Source organism: Mesorhizobium sp. WSM4823, assembly GCF_055811195.1.
Genome location: NZ_JBVVQL010000019.1, coordinates 28,554 through 42,395 on the forward strand (window position 1 = coordinate 28,554; position 13,842 = coordinate 42,395).

Genomic DNA, 13,842 nt, shown 5'->3' on the forward strand with positions numbered 1-13,842 from the left:
GTGGCGGTCGACGTCCGCTGGGCGACGACCGGGGATGCGACGGCGCTTGCCGTCATGCTGTGCGAGATGGCGGTGCATTACCGGCAGCTGCCGCTCGACGCCAACCGAGCGCTGTCGGCGGCGCAGAAATGGCTTGGCCAGGAAAGCCCGGCCTATCCGCACTTCGCGCTCGCCTTCGTCGAGGGAGAGGTTTGCGGGCTGGCCTCGGTTGCCATAGCGCATCCCGGCGTTGATCTTGAGCGGCTGCTGTTTCTCAAGGACCTGTTCGTGCGCGAGAATGCCCGCAACGCGGGTATCGGTCGGGCGCTAATCGGCTTTCTCGCCGGCCATTGCCTGCGTGAAGGCATCGGCCGCATCGACCTGACCACCGAGGACTGGAACGAAGGTGCGCTGCGCTTCTATGACGGGCTTGGTGCCGAGCGGCACGGCCAGAAGATCTTTCTCAGGTTGTCGGGCGAGGCGCTAAAGGCGACCGCTGCTAGATCGTGACGCCGGCCGGCATCGCGCCCCACGGGTTTTCGCCCGTCTGCGACGGGATAAGCCCGAAGACCAGAACGACCAAGCCACCAACAGCCGGAACGTAACAGAGCAGGACAAGCCAGCCGCTCAGGCCGATATCGTGCAGGCGCCGTACCGGGAGGATCGTTAGCAGCACAAAAAAGAGGCCGGGAACGAACCCTATCTCCGTTCTACCCGCGTCGTAGCCGAAACCGTTGATGGCCAGGTTGAGCAGTATGCCAAAGCCAAAAAGCGCGACAAACATGATGGTCCAAAACAGGTAAAAACCCCAGAATTCCTTGCGGCGGGCCCGGCCGGCAAAATTGACATGGTTCTCCGTCAGTGCACGCCGGAAATAAGTCCATAATCCCATGGGTCCGACAGGCTCGGTTTCGGCGAGACGGCCAAAGTGCTGCGGCTGACCGGCTCCCGGCGTCGGCGTACCGCCAGCAGGTGAGGCCGCGGCGACGATGTCGTGCGCCGTTCCATCGTCCGGCCGGAACTCGACGGGCGTGCCTCTGACCAGCGCCACGTGCTGGCTCAGGTCCTCACGCGCGAAGATATAGCGCTTGCCGTCTGCTCCGTTGATGTAACCGAAGTCCTGATCCTCGTCGTAGTGAAACACTGTGCCGCGCATTGCTTTCCCCCTGATTGCGCCGCTGATACTATTAAAAGTTGTATGCAATGGCAAGATACACGTTTTAAGATAAATGATTGACGCCTGCCGGCGCCGGGCCCCACTGGTTTTCACGGGCCTGAGACGGGATCAGCGCGAAGACCAGGAGGATCAGCCCGCCGATCGTCGGGATGAACACCACCAGAAAAAGCCAGCCGGTCAAGCCGATGTCATGCAGGCGACGCACGTTCAGTCCGATCCATGGCGGGATTGTCGCCAGCACAAACGCGCCGCAAAGACCGACCGTCACTGCCGGCAATTCGCTAGAATTGCCCATGGTGTCGTCGATGAGGAGGCCAATGCCGACGACCACTATCAGCGCGATCGTCCAGAACAGGAGATAACCCCAATATTCCTTGCGGCGGGCGCGGCCGGCGAAGTTGAAGTAATTTTCGGTCATGCCCCGCCAGAAGTAGCTCCACAGGCTGGTGGCGGGACCATTTTCAGCGAAACGGCCGAAACGTTGCGGCGCCCAGGGCGCTTTGCCGGCCTGAGATGAGGCAGCGGTTACGGCGTCGGCAGGCGGACTGGCGATTTCGGCGCGGATCGAAAAAACGCCGCGTGCCCGTCCGCCGGCTGGCTGGAATTCGACGGCCGTGCCCCTGACCATCGACGCCTCGCTGCGCAGATCCTCGCGCGCGAACGTGTAGCGGTTGCCATCGGCTCCGGTGATGAAACCGAAGCCCTGGTCCTCGTCATAGTGAAGCACTTCGCCGCGCATGCCCTGCCCACCCTTTGCCCCGCTCCAGACTGTTCAAAGTTCCGGCAGATCGCAAGGGGTATGCGCGGAATGGAGAACCCATCGCTTCAGACAATGATAGCGCTTTCACCCGTGTTGGAGACGATCAATCGTCGAAGTCTGCCTTGGCGAAAGACAGCCCCTTGCAAGGTCATGACAGGCCAACGATGCCGGCAGTCGCTCAGCCGGGCCGCTTCTTCGACTTCTTGTTCTTGGCGGGTCCGGCCTTGTCGAATTTCGGCTTGGCTGCCTTACCGGCCCAGGGCTTTGCCTCGAACGCGGCGGGGCGCTGATCGGCTGACGGCGCGCGCTTCTCAAACTTGGGCGCGTTCTGGTCGAACGTCCGCTTGCCACGATGCGGTTTCTTGTCCGGCCGTGGTTCTTGATAGCCGGCCCGCGACAGGTCGGGCGTGCCGTCCAGCCGCTTCACCGCGATGTTGTTCTGGAGCTTGCGGTCCGGGCCGATCGCCTGGACAAACCGGTCGGCCCAATCGGCGGCGATCTGCACGAAGGTTTCTTCCGGCTGCATCTTGATGGCGCCGATCTCGCGCTTGCTGATGCCGCCTGTCCGGCACAGCATCGGGATCAGCCAGCGCGGCTCGGCATTCTGCCAGCGCCCGACCGACAGCGAGAACCAGACGCTGTCGCCGAAATCGTCGCGCCGGCTTGGCGCCTCGTCCCTGCGCGCAAACTTGTCGCCCGACGGCGTGAAGGGAGCGACGTCGAGAAGATCCTCGGGCGCCGAGCGGCTGGAGCGGCAGAGACGCACGAAGGCCGCCGCCACCAGTTCGGCGCCACGTTGGTCGAGAAGCGTGCTTATGAAACCGCGCTCATCGTCCGTCACAGGTTCGCTGAAGACCGGGTCGGCGAGGATGCGCTCGTCGTCGCGCCGCAGGACGTCGTCGGCCGAAGGCGGGCTCGCCCATGTCGCCGCAAGGCCAGCACTTTGCAGCAGCCGTTCGGTGCGCCTGCGGGCATTGTTGGGCACGATCAGCGCGCTGACGCCTTTGCGTCCCGCCCGTCCCGTCCGCCCGCTTCGGTGCAGGAGCGTCTCCGGATTGGTCGGCAGGTCGGCGTGGATCACCAGTTCGAGGTTGGGCAGGTCGATGCCGCGCGCCGCCACGTCGGTGGCGATGCAGACCTTGGCGCGGCCGTCGCGCATCGCCTGCAGCGCGTGGCTGCGCTCGTTCTGGCTCAGCTCGCCCGAAAGCGCGACGACGGAAAAGTTGCGGTTGTTGAAGCGCGCGGTCAGGTGATTGACGGCAGCGCGGGTGTTGCAGAACACCAGTGCGTTCTTCGCCTCGTAATAGCGCAGCACGTTGATGATGGCGTTTTCCCGGTCGGGCTGGGCTACGCTCAGCGCCCGGTACTCGATGTCGAGATGCTGCTTCTCCTCGCCGCCAGCCGAGATGCGCACCGCATCGCGCTGGTAGCCCTTGGCCAGCGTTGCGATGGAGCGCGGCACGGTGGCCGAAAACATCAGCGTGCGGCGCTCGGCAGGGGCAGCGTCGAGGATGAATTCCAGATCCTCGCGAAAGCCAAGGTCGAGCATCTCGTCGGCCTCATCGAGCACCACGGCCTTGAGCGCCGACATGTCGAGCGAATTGCGGGTAATATGGTCGCGCAGCCGGCCGGGCGTGCCGACGACGATGTTGGCGCCGCGTTCCAGCGCGCGCCGCTCGGTGCGCATGTCCATACCGCCGACGCAGGACGCGATCGCAGCGCCGGTCAGTTCGTAGAGCCACTCCAGCTCGCGGGTCACCTGCAGGGCGAGTTCCCGCGTCGGCGCCACGGCCAGCGCCAGCGGTGCGGCGGCGTGGGAAAAGCGTTCGGCGCCGTCAAGAAGCGTCGGCGCAAGGGCGAGGCCGAAAGCGACGGTCTTGCCGGAGCCGGTCTGCGCCGAAACCAGCGCATCGGCCTGCCCGAGCTCGAGAACCGCCTTCTGCACCGGCGTCAGCTCGACATAACCGCGTTTTTCCAGCGCCTTTGCCAGCGCGGGGACAAGTGCTTCGAAATTGGACATATGCTTCTTTCGGAATTCGGATTCTTTTATGCCCGGCAATGGGTCATCCGTCGGCGAGCGCTGGGAGCGCCACGAGCCAAACGATCCAATCGTTCGTACTTCGCGCCGCCGCTATTGTACAGGGCAAGCCGCCTCGCTCGTCGCGATTGACTCTTTACGCAAACCGCGTAAAAGCCGGCACCGAACGGGATAGTTTCGATGCGCGGCCTTTTGATGGCGCTTCTTGCATACGACCTCCCCGGCCGCAATGCGAACCATTGCGCCGGACGCGTCGGCGCGTCTCCTCGTTCCAGCAAAACCCCATTCTTGGTCAAAGAAACCGGTAAAACGACCACTAAAACGGTCTGATTCCCTTGGCCTAACCACCCTCTCCCGGGTCCGGCCCGGGGGTTGAAACCCGCATCGGCCGGCGGGTTTTCTCCAAAAACCGAGCGGAGAGGACAGGAGATTTCGATGAGTTTCAAGGTTGCAATCGTCGGCGCCACGGGCAATGTGGGCCGGGAAATGCTCAACATACTGGAAGAGCGGGGCTTTCCGGTGAGCGAAGTGGTGGCGCTGGCGTCTCGGCGCAGCCAGGGCAGGGAAGTGTCGTTCGGCGACCGCACGCTGAAGGTCAGGACGCTCGACCAGTATGATTTTTCCGACACCGACATCTGCATCATGTCGGCCGGCGGCAATGTCTCGAAGGAATGGTCGCCGAAGATCGGCAAGCAGGGCTGCGTCGTCATCGATAATTCGTCGGCCTTCCGCTATGACCAGGACGTGCCGCTGATCGTGCCGGAAGTGAACCCGGACGCGATTTCGCTGTTCACCCGCAAGAACATCATCGCCAATCCAAACTGCTCGACGGCGCAGCTGGTTGTGGCGCTGAAGCCGCTGCACGACTTCGCCACCATCAAGCGCGTCGTCGTCGCCACCTATCAATCGGTATCCGGCGCCGGCAAGGAAGGCATGGACGAGCTGTTCACGCAGACACGCGCGGTGTTCGTCGCCGACCAGGTCGACGTCAAGAAGTTCACCAAGCGCATCGCCTTCAACGTCATCCCGCATATCGACGTCTTCCTCGACGACGGCTTCACCAAGGAAGAGTGGAAGATGGTGGCCGAGACCAAGAAGATGCTCGACCCCAAAATCAAGCTGACGGCGACCTGCGTACGCGTGCCGGTGTTCATAGGCCATTCGGAAGCGGTCAACATCGAGTTCGAAAAGCCCATCACCGCAGACGAGGCACGCGATATTCTTCGCGATGCCCCCGGCTGCCAGGTTTTGGACAAGCGGGAGGACGGCGGCTATATCACGCCGCTGGAATCGGCCGGCGAGGATGCCACCTTCATCTCGCGCATCCGCGAGGATTCGACCATCGACAACGGCCTGTCGATGTGGATCGTCTCCGACAATCTGCGCAAGGGCGCGGCACTGAACGCGGTGCAGATCGCCGAATTGCTGATCGAGCGCGGACTGATCCAGCCGAAGAAGAAGGCGGCTTAATCTCGCTCACGGGCCGCACCGCCGCTAGCGCGGCTGGCCCTCCGCGGGGGCGCCGGAAAGCCGGCGGCCCGCAGTCGCGGGCTCGGCCTTCGGCCGCTAGCTTCCTTCTCCCCGTTCGCGGGGAGAAGGTCCCGGCAGGGGGATGGGGGCGGCGCCGGCGTCTCAGGTAGGTCGCATCGGGCCGGCATCACCTCAGGCTCTCTTCCGCTAATTCCACCAATATCGCCATCGCCTCCTCCGCGCGGTCGGCCGGGACGAACAGATGGTCGTGGTAGAAAGCCGAGACCGGATTGACGCCCATGCCGGCGGCGGCCAGACGTGTGGTGATGGCGGCGAGGAAGCCAACCGCCTCCAGTGACGAATGGATGTTCAGCGTCACCATCCGGCAGCGGAAGACGGTTTGCAGGCCAATGGCCTTGGCTCTCTCCTCTGGCGCGATCACCGTCGTGCCCTCGCGCTCGCGAAACAGCATCACCGGCTCGAGGATGTCTGGCACGGGCGCATCGGGCGGCAGTGTGGCGAAGACATGGATGCCGGGACGCAATTCCGGCGTCATCGTCGCCAGCAGTTTCTTCAGGTCCGTCTCGCCGGCCATCGATTTGCTCCCGAACGTCTTGCAGATTTCGATAGCGTGCTCTGCCCCAGGCGGGCAAGACGACATCGGCATGTCGCTGGTAGCCGGGCTTGTGCGCGTATTTGAACCGCACAATGTAACCAATCAGGACCATTGCCGGTCCGTGAAAGGGGTTTCGATGATCGTTCGTCCGCGCCCGGGATTCCTGCGTCTGTTCTTCATCATGCGCGGCTCTGTGGTGCCGCGCATCCTGCCGCAGATCTTCGGCTTCGGCGTCTATGGCGCCGTGGTGGTGCTGGTGTTCAGGACGCTGAAGCTCGATTTCGGCAATGCCGGCCCCGCGCCGTTCGCCTTGCTTGGTGTAGCGCTGTCGATCTATCTCGGCTTCCGCAACAATGCCGCCTATGACCGCTGGTGGGAGGCGCGCAAGCTGTGGGGCCAGCTCGTTTTCGACATTCGAAATCTGGCGCGCGCCAGCACCGGGCTGATCGAAAACCGGGCGGAACTGCGCGGCCTCTTGATGGAGGCGATCGCCTTTTGCCACTTCCTGCGCGGCCTACTCAGGCGGGTGGATGCAACAGCCGAGGCACGCGCGTTCATCGGCGACGAAGCCGAAAGTGCCGCCAAGGCGGCCAATGCGCCCGACGCGATGGTGCGGCGGATGGGCGAGCGAGCCGCCGCGCTGTACAGGGCCGGGGCGATCGATGTCATGGGTTACCGCATTCTCGACGAGCGCCTGTCGGAAATCGCCGCGGCGCAGGCCGGCTGCGAGCGCATCATGGGAACACCGCTCCGTTTGCCTACACGCTGCTGTTGCAGCGCACCGCCTATATCTTCTGCCTGCTGCTGCCGTTTGGGCTCGCCTCGACTGCCGGTTGGGCGACGCCGCTGTTCACGGCGCTGATCGCCTACACCTTCTTCGGCCTCGACGCGCTTTCGGAAGAGCTCGAGGATCCGTTCGGCACCGAGGCCAACGATCTCGCCCTCGACGGCCTGTGCCGCGTCTGTGAAATCTCCGTGTTCGAAGCGCTCGGCGAGGCGCCGCCGAAAATGATTCCCGCCGAAAAGTTCTATTTTTCCTAGAGCAATTCCAGAAAAGTGCTTAGCAGTTTTCCGTCCGGAATTGCGTAAAAACAAATACTTAGAGCGGTTCGGCGGTTTTATCAAAAGCTGAACCGCTCTAGGTTTGTTCCCGCACTCATCGCAGCACCGTGCGCCCAAAAAATCGTAGGCGTGTCGGATCGTCATCTCACGCCGCGTCCTTGGTTCGGGTCCTGGCTAGAGGATCAGTGCTCAAACCGCCGAAGGGGAACATCAATGACCATTTCTCAAATCGCACCCGTCACGCCGCGCGCGCTGTGGACCGGCCGTGGGCTCAGCGCCGTCATCGTGTTGTTCATGATTTTCGACGGTGTCATCAAGCTGCCGCCGCTCGACATCGTCACCCAGACCATGGTGCAGCTCGGCTGGCCGGCCGATCCCAACGTCTCGCGCATGCTCGGCGTCATCGGGCTGGTCTCGACCGCGCTCTATGCGGCGCCGCGTACCTCGGTACTCGGCGCCATCCTGCTCACCGCCTATCTCGGCGGCGCCATCGCGACCCAAATACGTATCGGCAGCCCGCTGTTCTCGCACACGCTGTTCGGTGTCTATCTCGGCCTCATCCTGTGGGGTGGCCTGTATTTGCGCGATCCGAGGGTGCGCGCGCTGATTCCGTTCAGCCGATAACGGCAACTTCAAAAGCCGTTCCATGGCGGTCGGGCCGCGAGAAAGGGCGCGGTCTGCCGCCGTCCTTCTTCTTCGTCTTTGGATCAAATCGCCCGGTTGCGAGTTAGGACATGTGGCGGCGAGGACGGAAAACCCCGTTTGAGAGGAACGACAATGAAGAAACTGGTAGTCCTGATGGTATTGGCAATCTCACTCGCAGCCTGTTCCCGGACAGAACAGGGCGCTGCTGTCGGTGGCCTGGGTGGCGCTGCTGTAGGCGCTGCCGTGGCAGGCGATCCGGTAGAGGGAGCTGTCGTTGGTGGCGCGGTCGGTGCCGTCGCCGGCGCGCTGATCGGTCGTGCTACCGAAAGCGGCCAGTGCCGCTATCGCGGTCGCAATGGACGCGTCTACACCGCCCGCTGCCCTGAAGGCTATTGATCGGGCCGCGTCATAAGTCGGACGAAACAGCAAAACGGCGGGCAAAGGCGCCCGCCGTTTTGCGTAGTGGATAGAAAGCGGATTATTCGGCGGTCGCGGCTTCCGCCTCGGCCGGCGCAGCTGCCGCCGCGGCAACAGCGGCGGCTGCATCTTCCTGCGCCTTCTTCAGCAATGCGGCGCGTTCCTGCGCCTTCTTGCCGGGCTCGGCCTTCTTCGGGTTGGAGCGGGCCTCGCGCTTGGCAAGGCCTGCCTCATCGAGGAAGCGCAGCACGCGGTCGGTCGGCTGGGCACCGTGCGAGAGCCAATGCTTGACGCGGTCGGCATCGACCTTGACGCGCTCGCCGTCCTTAGGCAGCAGCGGGTTCCACGAGCCGAGCGACTCGATGAAACGGCCGTCGCGCGGCGAACGGGCGTCGGCGACGACGACATGGTAATAAGGACGCTTCTTCGAGCCCGCACGGGCCAGTCGGATTTTCAGTGGCATTTTCTTTCTCCTAAAACTCTGATTTTCGTTGATCGGGTTATGGCTGTTGTCAGCCGGTTTTCGTTACGCCGTTTGATGCGGCGATCTGCTCGTGATGCCGGATCACTTCGCGGACGACGAAGTTCAGGAATTTCTCCGCGAAATCCGGGTCGAGATGGGCGTCCTTCGCCAGTTGACGAAGGCGGGCGATCTGCTGCTGCTCGCGTGCCGGATCGGCCGGCGGCAGGCCGTGCGACGCCTTCAGCACGCCGACCGCCTTGGTGCAGCGGAAACGCTCGGCCAGCATGTGGATGAGCGCTGCGTCGATGTTGTCGATCGAGGCGCGGTAGTCGACCAGCGCCGCATATGCGTCGGCCATGTCCTTTTCTTCGTTCATGGCGCCCTCACTTCTTCTTGCCGAGGCCGGGCAGACCGCCGCCGCCCAAACCGGGAAGCTTCATGCCGCCCGGAAGCCCGGGGAGGCCGCCGCCGCCGGGAAGGCCGCCGGGAAGGCCCTTCATGCCGCCGAGACCGGCTGCCTGCGCCTGCTTCTGCAACGCTTCGAGCTGCTTGGGGTCCATCTTGGACAGGTCCGGCATGCCGCCGCCCATCATGCCGCCCGGGCCGCCCATACCCCCTGGCATCATGCCGCCGAGGCCCATCTTCTGCGCCAGGCCGCCCATCATGCCGCGCATCAGGCCACCGCCTTTGCCCTTGCCGCCCATCGCCTTCATCATGTCGGCCATGCCGCGGTGCATCTTCAGGAGCTTGTTGATCTCGGCCGCATCGGTACCGGAGCCGGCAGCGATGCGCTTCTTGCGCGAATGCTTCAGAATATCCGGGTTGGCGCGCTCGGCCTTGGTCATCGACGAGATGATGGCGAGCTGGCGGCCGAACATCTTGTCGTCGAGACCGGCGGCGGCCATCTGGTCCTTCATCTTGCCCATGCCCGGCATCATGCCCATGATGCCGCCCATGCCGCCCATCTTCGACATCTGCTGAAGCTGGCCGGCAAGATCGTTCAGGTCGAACTTGCCCGACTGCATCTTCTTCGCCATCGCCGCCGCTTGCTCGGCGTCGATGTTTTCGGCAGCCTTTTCGACGAGGCTGATGATGTCGCCCATGCCGAGGATGCGGTCGGCGATGCGCTTGGGATGGAATTCCTCCAACCCGTCCATTTTCTCGCCGGTGCCGATCAGCTTGATCGGCTTGCCGGTAACGGCGCGCATGGAAAGTGCCGCACCACCACGGCCATCACCGTCCATGCGGGTCAGCACCAGGCCGGTGATGCCGACGCGCTCATCGAAGCTTTTCGCCAGATTGACGGCGTCCTGGCCGGTCAGCGAATCGGCGACCAACAGGATCTCGTGCGGCGACGACACCTTCTTGATGTCGGTCATCTCGACCATCAGCGGCTCGTCGATATGGGTGCGGCCGGCGGTGTCGAGAATAACGACATCATGGCCGCCGAGCTTTGCCGCCTGCACGGCGCGGCGGGCGATGTCGACTGGCGTCTGGCCCTCGACGATCGGCAACGTCGCGATCTTGACCTGCTCGCCAAGCTGACGGAGCTGCTCCTGCGCGGCGGGACGCCGCGTATCGAGCGAGGCCATCAGGACCTTCTTGTTCTGACGCTCGCTGAGGCGCCTGGCGATCTTGGCCGATGTCGTCGTCTTGCCGGAACCCTGCAGACCGACCATCATGATGACGACCGGAGCCGGCGCGTTGAGGTCGATGGCGACGCCCTCGGCGCCCAGCATCTCGACCAGCTCGTCATGGACGATCTTGACGACCATCTGACCGGGCTTGATCGACTTCACTACGGCGGCGCCGACGGCCTTCTCGCGCACCTTGTCGGTGAACGAACGCACCACTTCCAGCGCCACGTCCGCCTCGAGCAGCGCACGGCGCACCTCGCGCAACGCCGCCGAGACATCGGCCTCGGACAGGGCACCGCGGCCGGTCAGGCCGTTCAGGATCGAACCAAGGCGCTCTTGCAGGGACTCAAACATCGGTCAAACCGCCGTGCGAGAGCGCCTTGGATTCATGCTGATCCCCGTCAGGCCTGCGGCCCTCCACGCCTCTTATGCGTTCCTGTAGCGATTCAAACATTCTTTTTCCTTTTCCCTGGCACCCGAATGATGCCCGAGAGGTAATGCGTTCGCGCCCAGTGTCCAAGCAGTCCGGGCAAAAGCCCAAAGCCAAAAAGCACCCGGGGGCGCACAGCGCTGCCGGATGTTGGCCTCCAGGATCGATTTACAGCACGTCACCTCAAAGAGGCTTCGGCGTCCCGGTCGGCTTGCTCGGAGGGATACTCGTCGCGGAATTCGCGGCGTGTAGACAGGAAATCGGCCGCGGAGTCAAGGAGCGGGCAAAATACGGTTGCTGAAACACGGCCATATCGGCCGGTTCGAACACGGCCATATCGGCCGGTTCGGTCATGGCAGCGTTTCGCCGTCGAGGATCCGGGCATAAAGATCGAGATAGGCTTTTGCGGTGCGGGTGATCGGAAACCGGGCGGCGGCGGAGTCCCGGCAGCGCTGCGGGGAAAGGCGGTCGACCGCGTCGAGGGCCGCAGCGAATTCCTCATCGCTGTCGAAGAATCGCCCGGTGTCGTCATCGACGATCTCGGGCATGGCGCCGCGCCGCGTCGTCAGCACCGGCGTTCCGCACAGCATGGCCTCGACCGGCGCCATGCCGAACGGTTCTTCCCAGGCGATTGGGTTGAGAAAGGCCTTTGCCGTGCCCAGCAGGCACAGTTTTTCGTCGCCGTCGACGACGCCATGGAAGCGAAAGCGGCTGCCAAGGCTCTTGAAGAAGACGCCGTCGCGCCGGACCTGGCTGCGCGTCAAAAGCTTCCAGCGCGAGCCACCGGCGATATCGAGGACGAAATCGAATTTTTTCGCGAGATCGACCGCGCGATTCAGATTCTTGCTGGCGCGCGCGATGCCGGCGAGAAACAGAAGGCGGTCGTTCTTCGAACCGGCCAGGCGGTAAGCATCAGTCGGAAAGCCGTTGTAGACGAAGGTCTTCCTGCCGTGGTTGCGCGCGTGGCTGGCGCTGACGAAATTCCAGTTTGCCTGCGGCTTGGGGCTTTCCGGGGAAAGGCCGTGCGTCGTGTTGAGGGTCGGGAACGGAACATCGAGAAACCAGCCGTGAAAGTGGACGATATCGGCGTCCGCGGGGATGGCGGCCCGGCATTGCGCTTCCGAAGATGCATGCCGCACCTCGCAAAGCGGGTGGCTCGAGCCGGGATCGGCAATCAGTACGACGCGATGGCCAAGCCGGGCAAATTCTCCAGCCAACCAGTCGACCTGGCGCTGGGTGCCGCCATAGCCCTTGGAGGGGATGGTTCCGGTCACCGCCAGTGTGATGCGCATCAGCTTGGCCCGCCAGTTTTTTGCCTGACCATGATCTGACCCAAAAACCGGGTTCCGCTTTCTGGGATCATGGTCTGTCCGGTTCGACCTTCAGCGGCGAGCGCGGATGCAGCAGCAGCAGGATCGTCAACAGGCTGCAGACGATGCCGATCGCCGCGATGAGCACGGCGTCAAGCGTCGTCCAGCCTGGGCCTTCGAGCGGCTTGGCGTTGAATAGGGCGAAGGAATTGTAGCTTTGTTGATGGGAAATCAACAGGAAACCGATCAGATTGTTGCCGAGATGGGCGCCGAAGGCAGCGCCGAGATTGCCCGTAGCATAGACCACAAGCGTCAGGAGCAGAGCAAAAGCGGCGATCGAGGCCAGTACGCAGGCGTTGATGGCAGCACTCGAGCCTGGGCTCCAATGCATCGAGGTGAACAGAAGTCCTGGCAGCAATGCCCAGATGAACGGGCTTCGAAACCGGTTGGCCAAGCCCCTGAGGAGATAGCCGCGGAACAGCACTTCCTCGGACGAAGTCTGCAGCAGGGTCAGCACGACGATCGGGATCAGGAACAGCAACCAGGACGACAAGCCGATCGCACCGCGCGCAATGTCGGGTTGCAAGAGATAGAGCAGGATTTCGGAGAGCGCCGAAGTGACCAGCACGGCGGCCAATCCCCTAAGGAATCCCGAGTGCGAAACGCGGCGTCTGGTGCCGATCAGCGCCATCAGCGGCTCGCGATGGACCCAGCGCATGGCAACCCACAGGCCGAGCCAGATTCCGGCAAAAGAGGCGAGCGCGGCGAGGATTCCGGCAGGCGAAGCCATGAAGTTCTGCACCGCCTCTCCGTCTATCGGGGCCGATGATGCCTGCCAGACAATAAAAAGATAGGCGCCGCCGAACAGCACGGCGATGGTGGTCGCGACCCAGAACAGGATGACGATCGTCATTCCGAGCAGGAGGCGCGGCACGGTCGTCTTGGCGTTGGGAATATGCCGGTAGCGCTCGAAGGCGGCAGGGTCTGATATCACGCGGGTTCCTTGCCTGATGCATCGGGTCGCATGATCTAGAGCATTGTATCCAAAAGTGGAACCGGTTTTGGGAAATCCGGTGCTCAAACAAAAGAGCTGGCGCGGCGGCGGCCGCTCCAGCGGGAAGCTCAGGTTAATAAGATATCGGAAAAGCGGCCGCCATTGGCTCTGGCCCGGCGGCCGCCTGATTGCTTGGTGACGTCAGCGCTCGACGTACATGATGCGTCGGGTGCCCGGATCGACCAGTGCCGGCTGGCCGTTCACATAGACATAGCGGTAGTCATAGTCCGGAATCTCGCGCAACTCGACGGTATCGGGCAATGTCGCGCCCGTAACCACCTCGCCCTCGAGATAGACCGGGTCGAGCCGGTTCGTATCGATATAAGTGCGGACTTCGGCCGGTGGCCGCCTGATCGGCTCGATCGGATCGCCAGCGACGATCGCTCCGGTATAGGTGTCGGGGTAGTCGACGTCGGCGGGCGCTTCGACGATGGTAATGTCTGCGTCATCAGGGCGCTCGGTCAGGACGACCTTGTTACCGCCGAAATCGGCCGTCACATAGTCGGAATAGATCCAGCCTTGGCCGTTGGCCTCGGCTATGGTGCACCATTTGCTGTTTTGGATGCAGCCATCGAGGGTTGCCGACTGGCCGGCGGCGAGCACGCCGATAACCGGGTATTGCGGGCCGGGGCCGGCGCGCACATTGAGATCGGCGACAGCCGAGACGGCGGTATCGGCTAAGGCTGCGCCGGACATAGCGACAAGCGCTCCGGCGACAGCAGGAAACAGTATGCGCTTCATGGTTTCGCTCCGTTTTTGGGTCCCTCGCGAACGAAAACGAAAC

Annotated in this window: 14 protein-coding genes and 1 pseudogene; 5 read left to right on the forward strand and 10 right to left on the reverse strand. The window is 63.3% G+C overall.

Annotated features, from left to right (window positions below):
* The gene (locus AC0L26_RS29060) at positions 1–489 is read left to right on the forward strand and encodes a GNAT family N-acetyltransferase (RefSeq protein ID WP_473635663.1); all 489 of its coding nucleotides are present in this window, start codon (positions 1–3) and stop codon (positions 487–489) included.
* Here AC0L26_RS29060 and AC0L26_RS29065 read toward each other — a convergent pair.
* From AC0L26_RS29065 to AC0L26_RS29075, 3 genes are all read right to left on the reverse strand, one after another.
* Positions 479–1,135, reverse strand: a complete 657-nt coding sequence (locus tag AC0L26_RS29065; RefSeq protein ID WP_473635664.1) for a DUF805 domain-containing protein — start codon at positions 1,133–1,135, stop codon at positions 479–481. The genes AC0L26_RS29060 and AC0L26_RS29065 overlap by 11 nt on opposite strands.
* A gap of 64 nt (positions 1,136–1,199) precedes the next feature.
* The gene (locus tag AC0L26_RS29070; protein WP_473635665.1) at positions 1,200–1,895 is read right to left on the reverse strand and encodes a DUF805 domain-containing protein; all 696 of its coding nucleotides are present in this window, start codon (positions 1,893–1,895) and stop codon (positions 1,200–1,202) included.
* 199 nt (positions 1,896–2,094) lie between these two features.
* A complete protein-coding gene (locus AC0L26_RS29075; RefSeq protein WP_473635666.1) occupies positions 2,095–3,936 on the reverse strand; it encodes a DEAD/DEAH box helicase in 1,842 nt (613 codons plus the stop codon).
* Positions 3,937–4,389: 453 nt separating this feature from the next.
* On the opposite strand from AC0L26_RS29075, the gene AC0L26_RS29080 reads away from it, so the two are divergent.
* Positions 4,390–5,424: an aspartate-semialdehyde dehydrogenase gene (locus AC0L26_RS29080; protein ID WP_473635667.1), complete on the forward strand. Its 1,035-nt coding sequence runs from the start codon at positions 4,390–4,392 to the stop codon at positions 5,422–5,424.
* A gap of 187 nt (positions 5,425–5,611) precedes the next feature.
* Here AC0L26_RS29080 and AC0L26_RS29085 read toward each other — a convergent pair whose 3' ends face one another.
* Positions 5,612–6,019, reverse strand: a complete 408-nt coding sequence (locus AC0L26_RS29085) for an ACT domain-containing protein (protein WP_473635668.1) — start codon at positions 6,017–6,019, stop codon at positions 5,612–5,614.
* A gap of 202 nt (positions 6,020–6,221) precedes the next feature.
* Between AC0L26_RS29085 and AC0L26_RS29090 the strand changes: the two are divergent.
* The 3 genes and pseudogenes from AC0L26_RS29090 (at position 6,222) to AC0L26_RS29100 (ending at position 8,143) form a co-directional block, all read left to right on the forward strand.
* Positions 6,222–7,081: pseudogene (locus tag AC0L26_RS29090) on the forward strand (bestrophin family protein).
* A 234-nt stretch (positions 7,082–7,315) separates the two neighbouring features.
* Positions 7,316–7,726, forward strand: a complete 411-nt coding sequence (locus AC0L26_RS29095) for a DoxX family protein (RefSeq protein WP_473635669.1) — start codon at positions 7,316–7,318, stop codon at positions 7,724–7,726.
* A 153-nt stretch (positions 7,727–7,879) separates the two neighbouring features.
* Entirely contained in the window at positions 7,880–8,143 is a 264-nt protein-coding gene (locus tag AC0L26_RS29100) for a YMGG-like glycine zipper-containing protein (protein WP_352936663.1), read from the forward strand.
* 82 nt (positions 8,144–8,225) lie between these two features.
* Here AC0L26_RS29100 and rpsP read toward each other — a convergent pair whose 3' ends face one another.
* From rpsP to AC0L26_RS29130, 6 genes are all read right to left on the reverse strand, one after another.
* On the reverse strand, positions 8,226–8,627 hold the full coding sequence (gene rpsP / locus AC0L26_RS29105; RefSeq protein WP_263792100.1) for a 30S ribosomal protein S16: 402 nt from the start codon (positions 8,625–8,627) through the stop codon (positions 8,226–8,228).
* A 49-nt stretch (positions 8,628–8,676) separates the two neighbouring features.
* On the reverse strand, positions 8,677–9,003 hold the full coding sequence (locus AC0L26_RS29110; RefSeq protein WP_352936661.1) for a chorismate mutase: 327 nt from the start codon (positions 9,001–9,003) through the stop codon (positions 8,677–8,679).
* 7 nt (positions 9,004–9,010) lie between these two features.
* Positions 9,011–10,618, reverse strand: coding sequence for a signal recognition particle protein (gene ffh, locus AC0L26_RS29115; protein WP_473635670.1), 1,608 nt, complete (start codon positions 10,616–10,618; stop codon positions 9,011–9,013).
* 426 nt (positions 10,619–11,044) lie between these two features.
* Positions 11,045–11,986 carry a glycosyltransferase gene (locus AC0L26_RS29120; RefSeq protein WP_473635671.1) on the reverse strand — a complete coding sequence of 314 codons (942 nt, stop codon included), beginning with the start codon at positions 11,984–11,986 and terminating at the stop codon, positions 11,045–11,047.
* A 67-nt stretch (positions 11,987–12,053) separates the two neighbouring features.
* Positions 12,054–12,998, reverse strand: a complete 945-nt coding sequence (locus AC0L26_RS29125; RefSeq protein WP_473635672.1) for a lysostaphin resistance A-like protein — start codon at positions 12,996–12,998, stop codon at positions 12,054–12,056.
* Positions 12,999–13,199: 201 nt separating this feature from the next.
* Positions 13,200–13,799 carry a DUF1236 domain-containing protein gene (locus AC0L26_RS29130; RefSeq protein WP_352936653.1) on the reverse strand — a complete coding sequence of 200 codons (600 nt, stop codon included), beginning with the start codon at positions 13,797–13,799 and terminating at the stop codon, positions 13,200–13,202.
* Positions 13,800–13,842: the final 43 nt, after the last annotated feature.